At 65.2% G+C, this 16,340-nt stretch carries 19 protein-coding genes and 1 other RNA gene; 7 read left to right on the top strand and 13 right to left on the bottom strand.

The genetic code is table 11. The features are described 5' to 3' along the window. Nucleotides 1–11: 11 nt before the first annotated feature. The 11 genes from ACOI1H_RS02670 to ACOI1H_RS02620 form a co-directional block, all read right to left on the bottom strand. Nucleotides 12–1,175, bottom strand: a complete 1,164-nt coding sequence (locus tag ACOI1H_RS02670) for an alpha-hydroxy acid oxidase (protein ID WP_422435172.1) — start codon at nucleotides 1,173–1,175, stop codon at nucleotides 12–14. A 60-nt stretch (nucleotides 1,176–1,235) separates the two neighbouring features. Further along, complete coding sequence (gene dtd / locus ACOI1H_RS02665; RefSeq protein ID WP_422435171.1) at nucleotides 1,236–1,673, bottom strand: D-aminoacyl-tRNA deacylase; 438 nt, start codon at nucleotides 1,671–1,673, stop codon at nucleotides 1,236–1,238. Nucleotide 1,674: 1 nt separating this feature from the next. Continuing rightward, nucleotides 1,675–2,580 carry a carbohydrate kinase family protein gene (locus ACOI1H_RS02660; protein WP_422435170.1) on the bottom strand — a complete coding sequence of 302 codons (906 nt, stop codon included), beginning with the start codon at nucleotides 2,578–2,580 and terminating at the stop codon, nucleotides 1,675–1,677. A 14-nt stretch (nucleotides 2,581–2,594) separates the two neighbouring features. Next, entirely contained in the window at nucleotides 2,595–3,695 is a 1,101-nt protein-coding gene (locus tag ACOI1H_RS02655) for a primosomal protein N' (replication factor Y) - superfamily II helicase (protein ID WP_422435201.1), read from the bottom strand. Nucleotides 3,696–3,872: 177 nt separating this feature from the next. Beyond that, complete coding sequence (locus tag ACOI1H_RS02650) at nucleotides 3,873–4,979, bottom strand: SPFH domain-containing protein (protein WP_422435169.1); 1,107 nt, start codon at nucleotides 4,977–4,979, stop codon at nucleotides 3,873–3,875. 81 nt (nucleotides 4,980–5,060) lie between these two features. Then, complete coding sequence (locus ACOI1H_RS02645; protein ID WP_422435168.1) at nucleotides 5,061–5,624, bottom strand: hypothetical protein; 564 nt, start codon at nucleotides 5,622–5,624, stop codon at nucleotides 5,061–5,063. Nucleotides 5,625–5,759: 135 nt separating this feature from the next. Then, complete coding sequence (locus ACOI1H_RS02640) at nucleotides 5,760–6,734, bottom strand: DUF2927 domain-containing protein (RefSeq protein WP_422435167.1); 975 nt, start codon at nucleotides 6,732–6,734, stop codon at nucleotides 5,760–5,762. Nucleotides 6,735–6,736: 2 nt separating this feature from the next. Continuing rightward, a complete protein-coding gene (locus ACOI1H_RS02635) occupies nucleotides 6,737–7,906 on the bottom strand; it encodes a toxic anion resistance protein (RefSeq protein WP_422435166.1) in 1,170 nt (389 codons plus the stop codon). 2 nt (nucleotides 7,907–7,908) lie between these two features. After that, a complete protein-coding gene (locus ACOI1H_RS02630; RefSeq protein WP_422435165.1) occupies nucleotides 7,909–8,784 on the bottom strand; it encodes a 5-bromo-4-chloroindolyl phosphate hydrolysis family protein in 876 nt (291 codons plus the stop codon). Further along, nucleotides 8,784–8,990, bottom strand: coding sequence for a hypothetical protein (locus tag ACOI1H_RS02625; RefSeq protein WP_422435164.1), 207 nt, complete (start codon nucleotides 8,988–8,990; stop codon nucleotides 8,784–8,786). The genes ACOI1H_RS02630 and ACOI1H_RS02625 overlap by 1 nt, the downstream gene beginning before the upstream one ends. 89 nt (nucleotides 8,991–9,079) lie before the next feature. Beyond that, nucleotides 9,080–9,937, bottom strand: coding sequence for a pseudouridine synthase (locus ACOI1H_RS02620; protein WP_422435163.1), 858 nt, complete (start codon nucleotides 9,935–9,937; stop codon nucleotides 9,080–9,082). Nucleotides 9,938–10,002: 65 nt separating this feature from the next. Between ACOI1H_RS02620 and ACOI1H_RS02615 the strand changes: the two genes are divergently transcribed. After that, on the top strand, nucleotides 10,003–10,449 hold the full coding sequence (locus ACOI1H_RS02615) for a nucleoside deaminase (RefSeq protein WP_422435162.1): 447 nt from the start codon (nucleotides 10,003–10,005) through the stop codon (nucleotides 10,447–10,449). Between the two features lie 22 nt (nucleotides 10,450–10,471). On the opposite strand, the gene ACOI1H_RS02610 is transcribed toward ACOI1H_RS02615, so the two are convergent. Continuing rightward, the gene (locus ACOI1H_RS02610; protein ID WP_422435161.1) at nucleotides 10,472–11,161 is read right to left on the bottom strand and encodes a metal-dependent hydrolase; all 690 of its coding nucleotides are present in this window, start codon (nucleotides 11,159–11,161) and stop codon (nucleotides 10,472–10,474) included. Nucleotides 11,162–11,384: 223 nt separating this feature from the next. On the opposite strand from ACOI1H_RS02610, the gene gatC reads away from it, so the two are divergent. From gatC to rpmG, 6 genes are all read left to right on the top strand, one after another. Then, entirely contained in the window at nucleotides 11,385–11,672 is a 288-nt protein-coding gene (gene gatC, locus ACOI1H_RS02605) for an Asp-tRNA(Asn)/Glu-tRNA(Gln) amidotransferase subunit GatC (protein ID WP_422435160.1), read from the top strand. Then, nucleotides 11,672–13,153, top strand: coding sequence for an Asp-tRNA(Asn)/Glu-tRNA(Gln) amidotransferase subunit GatA (gene gatA / locus ACOI1H_RS02600; protein WP_422435200.1), 1,482 nt, complete (start codon nucleotides 11,672–11,674; stop codon nucleotides 13,151–13,153). Before gatC ends, gatA begins: the two co-directional genes overlap by 1 nt. Nucleotides 13,154–13,189: 36 nt before the next feature. Then, nucleotides 13,190–13,903, top strand: a complete 714-nt coding sequence (locus ACOI1H_RS02595) for a hypothetical protein (protein WP_422435159.1) — start codon at nucleotides 13,190–13,192, stop codon at nucleotides 13,901–13,903. Between the two features lie 59 nt (nucleotides 13,904–13,962). After that, nucleotides 13,963–14,586 carry an N-acetylmuramoyl-L-alanine amidase gene (locus ACOI1H_RS02590; protein WP_422435158.1) on the top strand — a complete coding sequence of 208 codons (624 nt, stop codon included), beginning with the start codon at nucleotides 13,963–13,965 and terminating at the stop codon, nucleotides 14,584–14,586. Nucleotides 14,587–14,598: 12 nt separating this feature from the next. Beyond that, nucleotides 14,599–14,991: RNase P RNA component class A (rnpB, locus tag ACOI1H_RS02585), an RNA gene on the top strand. 115 nt (nucleotides 14,992–15,106) lie between these two features. Beyond that, nucleotides 15,107–15,274 (top strand): 50S ribosomal protein L33, encoded by a 168-nt coding sequence (gene rpmG / locus ACOI1H_RS02580; protein ID WP_072857731.1) that lies wholly within the window; start codon nucleotides 15,107–15,109, stop codon nucleotides 15,272–15,274. A gap of 56 nt (nucleotides 15,275–15,330) precedes the next feature. On the opposite strand, the gene ACOI1H_RS02575 is transcribed toward rpmG, so the two are convergent. Continuing rightward, entirely contained in the window at nucleotides 15,331–16,221 is an 891-nt protein-coding gene (locus tag ACOI1H_RS02575; protein WP_422435157.1) for a DMT family transporter, read from the bottom strand. Nucleotides 16,222–16,340 lie beyond the last annotated feature (119 nt).

Here is a 16,340-nt window from a genome sequence, read left to right as displayed (position 1 = left end):
AAAGGGAAAGGTCAGACCCATTCGCCTTCGAAGTCCTTGGGCACCAGCAGGATATCGCGGTTCACATCCGCGATGTCGCGCTTGCCGCAGAGTGCCATCGTCAGGTCCAATTCCTTTTGCAGAATCTCCAGCGCCTTTGTCACGCCCTTCTGACCCATGGCACCAAGGCCGTAGATATAGGCGCGGCCGATCATGACGCCGTGCGCCCCCAGCGCGCGCGCCTTGAGGATGTCCTGACCCGACCGGATGCCCGAATCCATCAGCACCTCGACCCGGTCGCCCACGGCGGCCACTATGGCGGGCAGCATGCGGATCGCGGACAGGGCACCGTCAAGCTGGCGCCCGCCGTGGTTGGACACCACGATGGCGTCGCAGCCCAGATCGGCGGCCTTCTGCGCATCCTCGACATCGAGGATGCCTTTCAGGATCAGCTTGCCGCCCCATTTTTCCTTGAGTCGTGCGATCATGTCCCAGTCGAGTTTCGGCTCGAACTGTTCGGCGGTCCAGGCGGACAGGGAGGTCATGTCCGAGGCGGATTTCGCGTGGCCGACGATATTGCCGAAACTGCGGTTCTTCGTCTGCAACATCTCCAGCCCCCATGACCATTTCGTCGCGAGGTTCAGGATGGTCCTTGGCGTCAGTTTCGGCGGCGCGGACAGACCGTTCCGCAGGTCCTTGTGCCGCTGGCCTAGCAGTTGCAGGTCAAGCGTCAGGACAAGTGCATCGCAACCCGCGTTCTTTGCGCGCCGGATGATGTTGTCGACGAAGTCCGCGTCGCGCATGACGTAAAGCTGAAACCAGAAGGGCGCTTTCGTTGCCTTGGCGACATCTTCGATCGAGCAGATGGACATGGTGGACAACGTGTAGGGCACGCCGAAATCGCGGGCGGCGCGGGCGGCCTTGATCTCTCCATCCGCGGACTGCATGCCCGTCATGCCGACGGGGGCCAGCGCCACGGGGATCGTCACGTCCTGTCCGATCATGGTGCTGCGCAGGGTGCGGTTCGACATGTCCACCGCGATCCGCTGACGCAGGCGCAGCTTGTCGAAATCGGACGTATTCTCGCGAAAGGTCTGTTCGGTCCAACTGCCGCTTTCGCAGTAGTCAAAGAACATCTTAGGTGCGCGGCGGCGGTGCATCCGTCTGAGGTCGTCAATGGTCGTGATCACCGGCATGGGGCGCACCTGTCTGAATTGGTCAGCTTACCTTGCCAATTCGGCAGGCGGCTTGCAATGCTAGACCTCGAGCCAGAGCGTCACCGGGCCGTCGTTGGTCAGCGTGACCGCCATGTCGGCTCCGAACTGTCCGGTCGCGGTGGTGATGCCCAGCTTTTCGACTTCGGCCACGAATGCCTCATAGGCCGCGCGGCCGTCGTCAGGTGGCGCTGCGCTGGAGAATCCGGGGCGGTTGCCCCGGCTGGTGTCACCGGCCAGCGTGAACTGCGACACGATCAGGGCGCTGCGGTGCGTGTCGAGCAGCGACAGGTTCATCTTGCCTTGATCGTCCTTGAAGATGCGCAGTTTCGCGATCTTCGCTGCCATCCTGGCGGGCGCATCGGGGCCGTCGCCTGCCATGGCGCAGATCAGGATCAGCAGGCCCGGCCCGGTCTCGCCGACCTGGGCACCGTCGATGGCGACGCAGGCCTGGCTGACCCGCTGGATCAGGGCGCGCATGTCACAGCTCGCGGCTCCACGGCGGGTTGGCCCCGGCGCGGGATACGGTGATCGCGGCAGCCCGCGCGCCGAGTGCGGCGGCGGCGCGCAACTGATCGTCGGTTGCCTGCGCCACACCCGCCTTGGTCAGCAGGCCGGCGCGGTCCAGTCCGGTCAGGAAACCCGCGTTGAAGGTATCGCCAGCGCCCACGGTATCCACGACCTCTGCCCGCTGGGCAGCGACGTCGAACTGACCGCGGCGCGTGATGACCGTGACGCCTTCGGCCCCCCTGGTCAGCAGCACCACTTGGGTCGCTGCATTGCCCAGCAGGATGGCACCGTCGCTGTCACCGGTCAGCCAGTGCAGATCCTCGTCGGAAATCTTCACGATGTCGGCGACGGCCAGCATCGCGTTCAAGCGCGCGCGGTAGGCGGCCTCGTCACGGATGAAACCGGGGCGAATGTTGGGGTCGATCATCGTCAGGCGCGTCGGGGCCTCGCGCATGATCAGCGCCTTGTAGGCCTCGCCGCAGGGTTCGACGGGCAGAGAGATGCCGCCAAAGAACAGCGCATCCGCGGTGATCGGCGGAAGATCGGCCTCTGTCAGCATCCGGCCTGCCGTGTTCTCGTCATAGAAAGCATAGGAGGCATGGCCGTTCGTCAGGCGCACGAAAGCCAGCGTCGTGGGCCGATCCGAAACATGCGCCGGGCTGCTGTCGACGTGGCTTTCCGTCAAGACGTCCCGCAACTTGTCCCCGAACAGGTCCGACGACAGGCCGGAAAAGAACTGCACCGGCGTCCCCAGACGCCCCAGTGCGACCGCCGTGTTGAAGACGGCACCGCCGGCATAGGGGGCAAAGGCCGCCTCGCCGGCTTGGGTTTTCCGCGGCAGCATGTCTATCAGTGCCTCGCCACAACAGATGATCATCGCCCCGGTCCCTTTTACTGGTTGATCGCGTAGAAATAGCCGACCGTTAGCGCAATCACCAGCCCGACAAGGACGGCGAAGGCGATCTTCCATTTCGACCAGGGCCGCTCGCCCTGCACCCGCCCGGTCCGGCCATTCACGACAAAGCGGTAGGTCTGGCCGTTGTATTTGTAGGCGGCCATCCAGATCGGCAGCAGGATATGCTTGAACGTCACGGCGGAAATCTGCGTCTGGACGTCGGTCACGCGCTGTTCATCCCCGCCGATGTCGAATTTCACGTCGCGCAGGATCATGCGGTCCATGTAACCGCGCGCCTCGGCAAAGCCGTCCTCGAGCTGGACCTGATACCCCTCGGCCCGGAACCCGGCCAGATATTGCGGCTGATAGGGCTCCAGTTCCGACAGGTCCCAGGGTTCCAGGCCATCGGTATATTGCTTGGGCAGGCTGTGCGACGCCAGCACCAGCACATCGTCGAAGAAGCGCGCAACGCGCCCCGCGGCCCCTCGCCAGCGGGTGTGGCGCTGCTGCACAGTCTGCCGCTTGCCGTCCCGCATCACGGTATGGGTCGTGTAGTAATAGGTGCCGCGCTGGCCGGTGTATTGGCTTTCCGTCTGGGCATCGAAAGTCCAGTAGGGGACATAGATGCCGTCCATAGCGCGGCCCTTGCGGGCATAGTCCGTCAAACCGTTCGGTGCAAACCAGAGGCTGCCCAGCCAGTCGGTCATCGCGTCCCGCGCGCGGGACTGATCCAACGCAAAGGGCAGCAGACCGCGCGGCTTGATATGGCGGTGCGTTCCGGTCCCGGTGACCACCGGCGTGGCACAGAACGGACACGCTGCTGCGTGGGTGTCGCCCTGCAATTCGAATTGCGCGCCGCAGTTGGGGCAAGACTGGACGCGCGTTTCCTCGATCTCGGTCGCAGGCAGTGTCGCGTTCAGGGCCTGACGCAGATCAAGCTCTGATACGGCGGCGAAAGGACCGGGCGCATTGCCGACCGGCTCTGCATTGCCGCAGTGATCGCAGACCAGCTGACCGCGGGCGGGATCGAACCGCAGGTCCGACCCGCAGGTGACACAGGGAAAGCGGTGATCGGTCGGGGCGGCGGCAGTCGGCATCGGAGCCTCAGGGCTGATCAGGTCGGTCAGCTCAACGGATAGCGATGTGGTGCGCCGGATGCCAGCGCCCATCGGGCGGCGGGCAGGCACGTCACCCGCCGCACTGTGCCGTTCATCAGAACGGAACCAGGATCTGAAAAGGGCAACCGCAAGGCCCCACGATGTCGTCAGGCAGGACTAGCCGGCTGGCGGCGGCGGTGGCATCACGGTGAACAATTGTGCCAGTTCCGTGTCGACCGCCCGCTTCCAGCCGTCCTGGCCTTGGGTCCAGACCATGCTGTCGCGCGACAGGCCGCCTTCGCTGACCTTACGGCCCATCGCGGCCTTGGAAAATGGGCCGGAGACCTCGCCCGCCACGGCAATGTGCCAGACGTGTTCGGCGGGCGGCGGCGGCGGCGGTGCGGTGACCGGTGCGGCTTGCGGGGCCTGACCCCAGGGGCCGCCCTGCATCATGTTGCCCATCTGCATCCCAAGGCCCGCGCCCATGCCCATGCCCATCGCCTGACCGGCCGCGCTGCCGGGTTGGGCCATCGCCTCGGCCGCCTTCCATTTCATGTGGTCGTTCAGATTGCCGGCGATCCCGCGTGACGTCCGGGCGTCCAGCGCCTTTTCGATCTCTGGCGGAAGACTGACATTTTCAATGTAAAGCTCAGGGATATCAAGACCGTAGGCTGTCATTGTCCCGTCGATCGCCTTGGCGACAAGATCACCGAGGTCCTTGGTGTTCGCCGCCATGTCCAGCGCCGGAATCCCCGACGCCGCAATCGCGCGCGAGAATTCCTGCACGATCACGTTGCGAATCTGAAAACTGATCTCGTCCGCCGTGAACTCTCCATCCGTGCCCACGATCTCGCGCATGAAGACCGCCGGGTCGCCGACCTTGATCGCGTAGGTGCCGAAGGCGCGCAACCGGATCGGCCCGAATTCCGGGTCCCGCAGCATGATCGGGTTCTTGGTCCCCCACTTGAGGTCCGTGAACCGCGTCGTGTTGATGAAGTAGATTTCCGATTTGAACGGGCTTTGAAAGCCATGGTCCCAATGTTGCAGGGACGTCATGATCGGCATGTTGTTGGTTTCCAGCATGTACATGCCGGGAGTAAACACGTCGGCCAACTGGCCTTCGTGGACAAAGACGGCCGCTTGCCCTTCGCGCACGGTCAGCTTGGCACCGTACTTGATCTCGTGGCCGTGGCGTTCGAACCGCCAGACCATCGTGTCGCGCGTGTCGTCCGTCCACTGGATGACGTCGATGAACTGGCCGGAGAGGAAGTCGAGGATGCCCATGATGATCTGCCGCCGTGAGTGAGGGTGCGTTGCCGCGTCCGATGCACCATCGCACCGGACGCGGCGCCTCGCAATGCCGGCCTAGTTGAAGCCCCAGAACCGCTCCTGCATCTTCTTGGATTTCAAGGTGGCGATGACGTTTCCGGACTCGTCCTCCTGGTCGACGACGCGGTGCGAAAACTTGCCGCCCAATTCGTCGCCGTAGGCGGCACCCAAGGGACCCTTGTAGCCCATCGTGCAGGTGGCCTTGTAACCCGCATCATAGAGTGCTCGCGCAAAGGTCTTGGCGAAACAAGGGCTGCCGAGCGCGCTGTAGCAGACATCGCAGACGATGGTGCCTACGTAATATTTCTTGAGCCCGTGCGCCTCGAGCAGCGCCACGAGTTCGGGGATGGTGACGTCGCTCGCACCGGTTCCGTGGTCGGCCCCCAGCGTCTGACCGCCGATGGACCCGTGACCGGCCACGTGAATTCGCGCGTTCGTGCCGAAGCCGAGTTCGGCAAGCTTCTTGCCAGGCGTGTCCTTGCACACGACGGAAACCGATCGCTTGTGATGGCTGTTCGACAACCCCTGCGACGCTTCCGCCAGAAAGTTTCCGGCCTTGCTTTGTTCCCAGGGAATGAACCAGACTCGACCCATCGACATCATCGTATCCTTTCTGAATGTGCAGCCTGAACGCCCGGCAGAGACGCGGTCCAAGAGCCCGCCTCTTGACCTAGCGTCATCCTGCCAAACGGACGGGTCGTCATGCAATGCTTTTCTGTCCGCCGGCGGTCGGAGTCAGCTTGCGCCACCGATCAGTTCGCGCGCCATCTCCTGCGCGATGGGGGCTGCTTCCGCCGGGGTCATGCCGGTGCTGAACCGTTTATCATACAGCATCTTCAGCAAAAGCTCGTCGTGGGTCGTCAGAAGGCCGAATTCCTCGTCATCGTTGAAGATCGAGGGGCGGGCCTCTGGGCTGTCGTTGGCCAGGCCAAGCCCCTGCGCCAGTTCCTCGTGGATGCAGGACAGCGTCAGCATGTCAGGGTGCTCGGCCCGGATCACGGCGACCGCCTTGGCATAGCTGGCGCTGTTGCCTTCCGAAAAGGCGATGACGATGCAAAGCTGATCGCGCGGCAGGTTCATGATGGCGCGCAGGCTGCTGCCGGTGATGCCGGGCACGAGTTCGCGCAGGCGACGCTCGTATCCGGCGCGGTCGTCTTCGGACAGGAACAGGACGTGGTAGTTCGCGTCATTGTCGGTCATGCGGATCGGCAGCCCGGACACCCGCGACAAGCGGCCGGCAAAGGCGGCAACGCTGGCGCGGTCGCGGACCCGTTTGGCCGCAGGGACCGAGGGGCCGAATTCCACCGCCATGCGGACCGGCTGGTCCCACCGCCGCAGGCGCGATTCCGTGGCCTGCGCCCGCAGGAAATCGCCGTCACTGACGTATTCGTCGAACAAGGCGATCCGAACGAAGTTCCGGGCCAGCATCGTGTCCGTGAACGGCGTGTCCGGCCCGCCCCCATCGGCCCGCAGCAAGCCCTGCGTCAGCAGGTCGTTCTGCAGGCGCTGATAATAGATCTTCAGCGCGGCACTTTCGGCGCTGACCGGGGGCGTGGGTTCGGCGGCAGGGGGCGGGGTGCGTGTGACCGGGCGGACAACGGCGGGCGGTGCCGCCATCGGGCTGTCGACAGCGGCAGGCGGGGTGCAGGCCGACAGGCCGGCGAGGCCGACAAGAACCGAGAACAAGCGAAACGCGGCCTGCTGGCCCATGACTAGATACCCTTTGCCGGGGTTGCGCGGGACGTCGCGGCGGCCAGTGTCGTCTTGAGGTCCTGTTCCATCTTCGCAAGCTCTGCCTCGGCGCTGGCGCGCTTGCGCTTGCCTTCGTCCGCGATGGCAAGGCTTTCGTCGATGGTGGCGATCAGGTCGGCATTTGCCGCCTTCACGGCGTCGATGTCGAAGACGCCACGTTCGATCTCGGTGCGGATGGTGGCATTGGCCTGCCGCAAATTCCGGGCGTTCGCCTTCAACAGGTCGTTGGTCAGATCGTTCGCTTCGCGCACTGCGCCGGCGGCCTGCGCCGACCGCTGGATCGTGACGGCCTGTGCCAGTTGCGTCTCCCACAGCGGCACGGTGTTCACGAGGGTCGAATTGATCTTGGTCACGAGGCTCTTGTCGTTTTCCTGCACCAGCCGGATCGAGGGCAGGGACTGCATCGTCACTTGCCGCGTCAGCTTCAGATCGTGGACGCGCCGTTCCAGATCGTCGCGCGCAGTGCGCAGATCGCGCAACTCCTGCGCTTCCATCACGCTGTCCGCTTCGGGTGCCGCGGCGACCTCGGCTTGCTTGGCGGGAATTTCCTCGGCATCGATGCGGGCCAGACGCGCTTGTCCTGCCACGATGTAAAGGCCGAGTTCATCGTAGAAGGCGAGCGTCTTGGTATACAGCCGATCGAGGCTTTCGATATCCTTCATCAGTGCCGTCTCATGGCCCAGCAGGTCGTCCGTGATCCGGTCGATCTGGGTCTGAACCTCCTCGTACCTGGCGACGAATTTAGACAGCGGCGTGGCCCGACCCAGCAGCCTGTCGAACCATCCGCGTTTGGCGTTGGGATCGAGTTCCGCGACCGAAAACCCCCGGATCGTGCTGACGATGCTGCGCAGGCTGTCGCCCGCCGGACCGACGTCCTTGTTGCGCACGCCCGACAGCATGTCCTGAGATATCTGTTGCAGTCCCGCCTGCGCCGCCGTGCCGAAGGTCACGATGGAGTTGGTGTCGGTCAGGTCGATCTCGTTCATGCGACGGGTGATCGCCTCGGACATCGGCCTGTCGGCGGTTTCGAGCGTGACCATCTCGGACGGCGGCTCCGGCAGGACCACAGCGGTCATCCGCTCGACATCGGTGAGGGTCGCCTGTGCGCGGTCGCGGATCGTGTCGGGCATGATCAGTCCTGTCTGTCTGTGATGCCTTCACGCGCCAGACGGTCGCGCAGCACCTTGATTTCGATTTCCATATCACTGCGGTCGTCTTCCAACAAACGCGCAGTGCGGGCGGTAAAGTTCCGGTCGAGGTCGTCCAGCAGTGCAAGATAGTCGGTGCGTGCCTGCGGACTGGCCTTGCGACGGGTCAGATCGGCATATTTCGTCGTCGCGTCGGCAGCCCCCTGCAGATAGACGCCCAGAAACTTGCGGGCCGAGGTCAGGTCGCGCGGGTCTTCCTCGACCGTGTGGATCATCACGCGGGCGGTCGTCTGAAACGTCGCGACGCGGGTCTGCAAGGGGCGGTCGTTCAAGGCCGCAACCTGTGCAGTCATGGCGGCCAGATGCGCCTCTGCCTCTTCGACCACGCGGGCGACACGGTCCTGCTGGAACGTATCGACGCCGGCCAGACGCTTGTCCCGCAGGGGATCGAGGCCGAAGGCCGCCAGATGGGCCAGGGTGGCAACCCCCCCGTAGATCACGGCGCCCAGCACGCTGGCATCCCCGGCGACGGTCGCAAGGGCCACGCCAAGGCCGGTGAATCCAGCGGCCAGCATCTTGCGCGGAGCGACCGGGCGACGTGCGACGGCGCGGGCGCGGAAGGCGGCCTCTGCCCGCAGGCCACCCCGCAGCAGCCATGCACCCAGTGCCATGGACGCCGCCCCGGCCAGTCCGGTTGCCAGCCCCACGGCCCCCGCCCCAAGCGAGGTGAACAGCAGGATCGCCGGTGGCACCCACATCAGGTTGGCGCGGGCACCGACCGGGTCCACGACAGGTCGCTGGGCCACATCGCCTGCGGGTGTCGCACCGGGGCTGTATTTTCCGCCATAGGGTTTCGCCATCAGCTTGCCCCCAGCAGGCCAGTGCTGACGCCGGTCGTCAGCAGAAACAGGAACACGAAGGCGATCATCCGCAATGGGGCGGGCAGGCCGGTCTGCGTATCGCCCGAGGGCTCCGTATCTGAAAAGGATCGCAGGGCCGCCACAGCGGCTGCCGCGGCCAAGGCCAGCCCCGCCACCAGCGTCACGAACAGGATCAATCTTGCCATCGCAGGGTCACTCGCGGTCTTTGCGTGTCAGGCATCAGGTAAGGGTGAAGGTCGCCATTTGCGAGCGGTTTTCGCGCAAATCGCGCCGGTCAGCGCGAGGTGCGCCGGGGTGCGCCCGGCCTTGCGCCAGCCTTGCGGGCACCATCGGGACCTCCGCCCTCGGATTTCATGACGCGGGTCAGCGGCTTGCGCACCTTCGCCTTTTGCGGGGCCGGAATCTCGAGGCCCAACTGCTCGCGCAGCACGCGACCCTTCACTTCTTCCACGGCACCCGCCTCCAGCTTGCCCAGTTGGAAAGGGCCGTAGCTGACGCGGATCAGCCGGTTCACGGTGGAGTTCACCGCCTCCATTGCGCGCCGGATCTCGCGGTTCTTGCCTTCGCGGATGCTGATGGTCAGCCAGGCGTTCGCGCCCTGCTGGCGGTCGAAGGTCACGATCATCGGCTGGTATCTCACGCCTTCGACCGTGATCCCCTTGCGCAGTTCGTCCAGCCGCGCCTCGGACACCGACCCGTTGATCCGCACGCGGTAGCGGCGCAGCCAGCCGGTCGACGGCAGTTCCAGCCGCCGCTTGATGCCGCCGTCGTTGGTCAGCAGCAGCAACCCTTCGGAGTTGATGTCGAGCCGCCCCACGGACATCACGCGCGGCATGTCCTCGGGCAACGCGTCAAACACCGTCTCGCGGTCCTTTTCGTCCCGGGCCGAGGTCACGAGGCCCGCAGGCTTGTGATACAGCCACAGGCGCGCGGCCTCTGGCTGGCCCACCAGCTTGCCGTCCACGACGATGCGGTCACGCTCCGTCACGTTCAGCGCGGGGCTGGTGATGGTCTTGCCATTCACCGACACGCGGCCTTCTTCGATCATGCGTTCCGCATCGCGGCGCGATGCGATGCCGGCGCGGGACAGGACTTTGGCGATTCGGTCGCCTTCGGGAGGGGTATCGGTCATCCCACCCGCTTAGCCGCTTTCGCGGGGTCTTGCCAGAGCGGGGCCGGGCCGGGCATGACGGGGCCATGACATTCCGCAGCTACATGACGATCGCCTTGGACGAGGCCCGCGCCGCTGGCGAGCGAGGCGAGGTGCCGGTCGGTGCGGTTATTGTGGGACCGCAAGGCGTGCTGGCGCAGGCGGGCAACCGCACGCGTGCGATGAACGATCCGACGGCGCACGCGGAAATGCTCGCGATCCGGGCGGCTTGCGCGGCCTTGGGGCAGGAACGGCTGACCGGTTGCGATCTTTACGTCACGCTTGAACCCTGCCCGATGTGCGCCGCTGCCATATCGAACGCCCGCATTGCGCGGCTTTATTATGGGGCCGCAGACCCCAAGTCGGGCGGCGTGTCACAGGGGCCGCGCATTTTTGCGCATCCCCAGTGCCACCATGTGCCACAAGTCTACGACGGCATCGATGCCACCGCATCGGAAGCGCTGCTGAAGGACTTCTTCGCGCAGCGCCGCTGAGGACGCCGCCGACATCGCCGCTTCAGAAGTGCACCGCTTCCATCACCTCCGGCGTCCGCACGTCCACACCCGGCAGCCCGTCGATCAGCACCTGCGCGTCCTGCGCCAGAGCGGGGAAAGTCTTGTAGTGACAGGGGATCACGGTTGCAAAATCGAAATAGCGCTTGGCCGCATAGGCCGCGCGGGCCATGTCCATCGTGTAGTGGCCGCCGGCGCACAGGATGCCGATGTCGGGTTTGTGCAGATCGCCCATCCACTCCATGTCAGCCATGATGTCCGTGTCGCCGGAGAGATAGATCGTGTGGCCTTCGCCCGCGATCATGTAGCCGGCCTCGTGCCCGGCATAGCGCGGACCGTTCTCGGTGCCGATGGACGACGAATGCACTGCATTGACCATCGTGACCCGTGCGCCGTTCAGATCGACGGTGCCGCCCTTGTTGAATTCGACCGTCTCGACCCCGTCTCCGCCCAGCAAGGCGCAAAGTTCCGGAATGCCGACCAGCACGGCCCCGGTGTCACGAAGGATGGCACCGGCGTTCGCTGCGTGGTCGCCGTGGCCGTGGGTCAGCACGACGTGGGTGGCCCCCGTCAGCGCGGCGTCGCGGCGGTCGGACGGAAAGGACGGATTGCCGTCCAGCCAGGGGTCGATCAGCAGGACGGCGTCCTCGATCTCGATCCGAAAGCTGGCGTGGCCCAGCCAGATGATGTTCATGGTTTTCTCCTCAACGAAAAGAGGCCGGATGGACAGCCCCCGCTGATCCCGGTTCTAGGGCAAAAACCTGGCGTGTCCCGCGATATTCACGACATCTGCCCTGGTCGGCGGGCAGGGCCGATCGCCAGGCGTCGCCTGCACGATCCCGGACAGGTGTTGTAGCGGACGCGCGTGCGGGGTAAATGCGGGGCCAACTCGCCCGCAACCTGATTTCGGAGCTCGCATGGCCATCGACACAGACACCGCCCGCCGCGTGGCGAAGCTCGCCCGGATCAAGGTCGAGGATGACGCCCTGCCGGCGCTGGCGCAGGAATTCAGCGCGATTCTGGGTTTCATCGAGCAGTTGAACGAAGTGGATGTCGACGGGATCGAGCCGATGACCAGCGTGACGCCGCAACGCCTCTATCGCCGCGACGACGTGGTCACGGACGGCAATCAGCAGAAGGCCGTTCTTGCCAATGCCCCCGATGCCCGCGAGGGGTTCTTTGCCGTGCCGAAAGTGGTGGAATGATGTCCGATCTGACGAAACTGACGATAGCCGCCGCCCGTGACGCTCTGCGTAAGGGCGACGTTACCAGCGCAGAGCTGACAGAGGCCTGCCTGACCGCCATCGATGCGGCGGATGCGTTGAACGCCTTCGTCCACAAGACGCCCGAGATTGCAAAAAGCCAAGCATCGGCGGCGGATCTGCGTCTGAAGGCCGGCGACACGCCGGATTTGTGCGGTATCCCCCTTGGGATCAAGGATCTGTTCTGCACGAAGGGCGTGGCCAGCCAGGCCGCCAGCCGCATCCTCGAAGGCTTCAGGCCGGAATACGAATCCACCGTCACGACGCAGTTATTCGACGCGGGTGCCGTGATGCTGGGCAAGCTGAACATGGACGAATTCGCCATGGGTTCGTCTAATGAAACCTCCGTCTACGGCGATGCAGTGAACCCTTGGAAGGTCGACGACCGCAAGTTGACGCCGGGTGGGTCGTCGGGTGGGTCTGCCGCGGCCGTCGCCGCCGACCTGTGCCTGGGTGCGACCGGCACCGACACGGGCGGGTCGATCCGCCAGCCGGCCGCCTTTACCGGGATCACGGGGATCAAGCCAACATACGGCCGTGTCAGCCGCTGGGGCATAGTGGCCTTCGCGTCCAGCCTCGATCAGGCGGGGCCGATGACCAAGGATGTGCGCGACGCCGCGATCATGCTGCGGGCCATGGCCGGATTCGACGCCAAGGACAGCACCAGCGCCAACATTCCCGTGCCCGATTTCGAGGCGGCCCTGACCGGCGACATCCGGGGCAAGGTCATCGGTATCCCCAGGGAATACCGCATGGACGGCATGCCGGCCGAGATCGAGACGCTGTGGCATGACGGCACCGCCATGTTGCGCGATGCCGGTGCCGAAATTCGCGACATCAGCCTGCCGCATACGAAATACGCGCTGCCCGCCTACTATGTGATCGCCCCGGCCGAAGCGTCGTCCAACCTGGCCCGCTATGATGGCGTGCGGTTCGGGCACCGGGCCAGACTGGCCCAAGGCGACGGCATCACCGAGATGTATGAGAAGAGCCGCGCCGAAGGCTTCGGGCCGGAAGTGCAGCGCCGCGTCATGGTCGGCACTTACGTGCTGTCGGCGGGCTTCTACGACGCCTACTACAACCGCGCCCGCAAGGTCCGTGCGCTGATCAAACGCGACTTCGATCAGGTCTTTGCCGAAGGCGTGGACGCAATCCTGACGCCCGCGACCCCCTCTGCCGCCTTCGGGCTGGGCGAGATGGCGGATGCGGACCCGATCAAGATGTATCTGAACGACGTGTTTACCGTCACTGTAAACCTTGCAGGATTGCCGGGCATCGCTGTGCCCACGGGTGTCGATGCCAAAGGCCTGCCGTTGGGTCTGCAACTGATCGGGCGACCGTGGGAGGAGGGCGATCTGCTTAACGTCGCATATTCACTGGAACGTGCGGCAGGATTTGTCGCCAAACCGGATCGCTGGTGGTAAGACCACCGCGATCGAAGATTTGACTGGGGCCTCGCCGTGATCCGTTCGCTTGCCGTCGTGACCATTCTTGCGCTGGGCGCCTGCACGCAGCAGGTGCCGGACAGTGGCCGTGCCGCGGTGGCCCCGCAGGCCGCGTCCGCGCGCGATGCGCAATTGTCGGCGAGCACGACGACCACCTTCGCGGCACCCACACCGCTGGCGGCATCGGCGCTGCCACCAATGACCGACGCGGGCCAAAACGGCCGTGCGGTCGAGTCGTCCGAATTGGCGGCGCTGGGCATCGGCGCGCCCGTCGGTTTGGCGCAGGATCAGGCGATGCAGCAACCCATCGCCGCCGCCCCGCCCGCGACGAACAACACCGGCCTGTCGGACGAACAGTCGTTCGAGGCGGTGTCGAACCGCGAAACGATCGAGAGCGACGCACAACGCCGCGCGCAGCAGGCCGCCGCCCGTCAGGTCGTGATGCCGAGCGCCTTGCCGGACCGCCCGGCCGATACCGGCCCGAACATCGTGCAGTACGCGATCAGCGCCCCGAACCGGCTGGGGCAGGAGTGGTATTCGCGGTCGATCTTCGCGACGCAGGGCAAGTTCCAGCGCAACTGCGCGACCTACAATTCGCCGGACGCCGCGCAGCGGGACTTCCTCGCGCGGGGCGGACCAGAGAAGGACTCGCGCGGTCTTGATCCCGACGGTGACGGTTTTGCCTGTGGCTGGGACCCGGCACCGTTTTTGCTGGCGGCCGGCAACTGATCCGCAGCGATCGCACCTCGCCCAACCACGGGCCGCGTCGCGACGGGCAGCGGCCCGACATGGTGGTGATCCATTACACCGCTATGACCAGCGCCACAGCGGCCTGCAACACGTTGTGCAATCCCGACACGCAGGTGTCGGCCCACTACCTGATCGCAGAGGATGGCACTGTTCACTGCCTTGTGCCCGAGGACATGCGCGCCTGGCATGGGGGGGCAGGGCGCTGGGGGGGCGTGACCGACGTGAACAGCCGGTCCATCGGGATCGAGCTTGCGAACCCCGGCACCTGCCCCTTTGCTGCGGCGCAGATGGACGCGCTGTGCGACCTGCTGGCTGCCATCAAGGATCGCTGGACGATCCGGCCCGAGCGCATCATCGGTCATTCCGACATGGCACCGGGGCGCAAGATCGATCCGGGCGTACGGTTCGACTGGCAACGGCTGGCGCGGTTGGGCCTGTCGGTCTGGCCACAGCCGGTGGCAGTTCCGCCTGATACGGTGCAGTTCCGCGGTCTGGCCGCACGGGCCGGCTACACGGCCGATGTCACTGACGAGATCTTGCTGGCCGCCTTTCGCCTGCGGTTCCGTCCCCGCGCCGCCGGGCCGGTAAGCCCCGACGACATGGCGTTGATCGCCGACCTTGCCGCACGCTTTCCCGTTGACGCAGACACCGCCACCGCTTAGGCGCACATCCGTGCGGATGGCTGGACGGTCGCGGAGGGCAACCTTCGAGGAAAGTCCGGACTCCAGGACGGCAACGGTGCCGGGTAACGCCCGGCGGGGGCAACCCCAGGGAAAGCGCCACAGAGAAGAGACTACCTTGCGTGCAGGGTAAAGGTGAAACGGTGGGGTAAGAGCCCACCGCGCGACTGGCAACAGGAGCGGCATGGCAAGCCCCACCGGGAGCAATGCCAAATAGGGGCCTTGCGCCGGTGTGATCCTGGCAACGGGATATCCCGGCAGGGACGCCTGACCCGAAAGGCCCGGGTTGGCAGCTAGAGGGTCGTCGGCAACGGCGGCTTCAGATGAATGATCGTCCATCTGCAGCGATGCGGGGGACAGAATCCGGCTTACAGGTCATCCGCACATGACCGCCCCGCGCACAGCCTTTTGTGGTTGACTCGGGGCCGCCGCCGGTTAGAAGGCAGACTTCAAGAGATTTGATGCGCAGCACGCAATCCGCGCCGCGAACAGGAGAAGACACATGGCGAAGCCAACCACCATCAAGATCCGCCTGAACTCCAGCGCGGGCACCGGGCATTTCTACGTCACCAAGAAGAACGCCCGCACCATGACCGAAAAGATGGTCATCAAGAAATACGATCCCGTCGTGCGCAAGCACGTGGAATACAAGGAAGGCAAGATCAAGTAATTGATCGCCTGACCTGACGGATTGAAAGGCCTCGCATTTGCGGGGCCTTTTGGCGTTCAAAGGGTGGCGCGGCGCTTGCCCCGCCACATGATGAACAGGCCCGACAGCACGATCAGGCCTGACCCGATCCATGTCGCCAGATCCGGCCGTTCTCCGAACAGTACGAACCCAATCCCGATGCCGAACAGCAGCCGGGTGTAGCGGAACGGGGTGACCGCCGACACATCACCGGAACGCATGGCCTTCATCAGGCTGGCATAGGCGACGGTCCCGGCGGTGACGGCCCCCAGCAGGCAGACGGCGGCAAGGGGTGTGGGACGAGCGAATGCCGCTCCCTCCCAGACGGCATAGCCGACACCGGCCACGATGACCGCGCAAAAGCCGTAGAACCCAAGCAGCAGCGTATTGATGGTTGCAGGGGTCGCGCGGCTGGCAAGGTCGCGTCCCGCGAATCCGATCATCCCGGCGACCGCGAGCAGCGACAGGACCGAGAACGCATCGGTCCCCGGTTTCACGATGATCATGACGCCCATGAGGCCGAGCAGGATGGCGGTCCAGCGTCGCCAGTCGACACGCTCCTTGAACAGGACCGCAGCACCGGCCACGACGACCAGCGGCGTGGCTTGCAGGATCACGGTCGCTGCCGACAGCGGGATCATCGCGATGGCGAGGGTGTAGAACAGGCGTCCCGTCACCTCGAACAGGGCGCGGATCCGCATGGGGCCCGACAGCACGTCCGGCACGTATAGCGGGCAGCCGTTGGCCCGCGCCAGAACGGCAAAGACCACGGCTCCGCCCGCGCCGAACAGGATCAGGATCTGGCCGATCGGCAGGGTCAGCGCGGCCGTCTTGATGAAGGCATCCTCGACGGCAAAAAGCGCCATCGCCAGTATCATGAACACGCTGCCGGTCAGGTCGGCTTTGCGGGCAAGGGCCGTTGCGGTCATCGTCTGGGTTCCATCCGCATCGAACGGCGTTGGGCACCGGACACGGCCCTTATACGTCCATCGGGACAACAAAAAAGGCCGGTCGCTTGGACCGGCCTTTCATTCTTCAGTCTCGGACC

The sequence above is a fragment of the Loktanella sp. DJP18 genome (genome assembly GCF_049310965.1).
Lineage (GTDB): Bacteria > Pseudomonadota > Alphaproteobacteria > Rhodobacterales > Rhodobacteraceae > Loktanella.
Note: the sequence above shows the minus strand (reverse complement) of the source record. Positions and strands in the feature narration are given on the sequence as shown.

Bases quoted from the DNA above. Each gene is read 5' to 3' on its own strand.
- rpmG (WP_072857731.1), top strand. From the start codon at position 15,107: ATGGCGAAGCCAACCACCATCAAGATCCGCCTGAACTCCAGCGCGGGC.
- ACOI1H_RS02670 (WP_422435172.1), bottom strand. From the start codon at position 1,175: ATGCCGGTGATCACGACCATTGACGACCTCAGACGGATGCACCGCCGC.
- ACOI1H_RS02630 (WP_422435165.1), bottom strand. From the start codon at position 8,784: ATGGCGAAACCCTATGGCGGAAAATACAGCCCCGGTGCGACACCCGCA.
- ACOI1H_RS02640 (WP_422435167.1), bottom strand. From the start codon at position 6,734: ATGGGCCAGCAGGCCGCGTTTCGCTTGTTCTCGGTTCTTGTCGGCCTC.
- ACOI1H_RS02660 (WP_422435170.1), bottom strand. From the start codon at position 2,580: ATGATCATCTGTTGTGGCGAGGCACTGATAGACATGCTGCCGCGGAAA.
- ACOI1H_RS02625 (WP_422435164.1), bottom strand. From the start codon at position 8,990: ATGGCAAGATTGATCCTGTTCGTGACGCTGGTGGCGGGGCTGGCCTTG.
- ACOI1H_RS02645 (WP_422435168.1), bottom strand. From the start codon at position 5,624: ATGTCGATGGGTCGAGTCTGGTTCATTCCCTGGGAACAAAGCAAGGCC.
- ACOI1H_RS02655 (WP_422435201.1), bottom strand. From the start codon at position 3,695: ATGCCGACTGCCGCCGCCCCGACCGATCACCGCTTTCCCTGTGTCACC.
- gatA (WP_422435200.1), top strand. From the start codon at position 11,672: ATGTCCGATCTGACGAAACTGACGATAGCCGCCGCCCGTGACGCTCTG.
- ACOI1H_RS02590 (WP_422435158.1), top strand. From the start codon at position 13,963: ATGGTGGTGATCCATTACACCGCTATGACCAGCGCCACAGCGGCCTGC.
- ACOI1H_RS02650 (WP_422435169.1), bottom strand. From the start codon at position 4,979: ATGGGCATCCTCGACTTCCTCTCCGGCCAGTTCATCGACGTCATCCAG.
- gatC (WP_422435160.1), top strand. From the start codon at position 11,385: ATGGCCATCGACACAGACACCGCCCGCCGCGTGGCGAAGCTCGCCCGG.
- ACOI1H_RS02620 (WP_422435163.1), bottom strand. From the start codon at position 9,937: ATGACCGATACCCCTCCCGAAGGCGACCGAATCGCCAAAGTCCTGTCC.
- ACOI1H_RS02610 (WP_422435161.1), bottom strand. From the start codon at position 11,161: ATGAACATCATCTGGCTGGGCCACGCCAGCTTTCGGATCGAGATCGAG.
- ACOI1H_RS02635 (WP_422435166.1), bottom strand. From the start codon at position 7,906: ATGCCCGACACGATCCGCGACCGCGCACAGGCGACCCTCACCGATGTC.
- dtd (WP_422435171.1), bottom strand. From the start codon at position 1,673: ATGCGCGCCCTGATCCAGCGGGTCAGCCAGGCCTGCGTCGCCATCGAC.
- ACOI1H_RS02615 (WP_422435162.1), top strand. From the start codon at position 10,003: ATGACATTCCGCAGCTACATGACGATCGCCTTGGACGAGGCCCGCGCC.
- ACOI1H_RS02575 (WP_422435157.1), bottom strand. From the start codon at position 16,221: ATGACCGCAACGGCCCTTGCCCGCAAAGCCGACCTGACCGGCAGCGTG.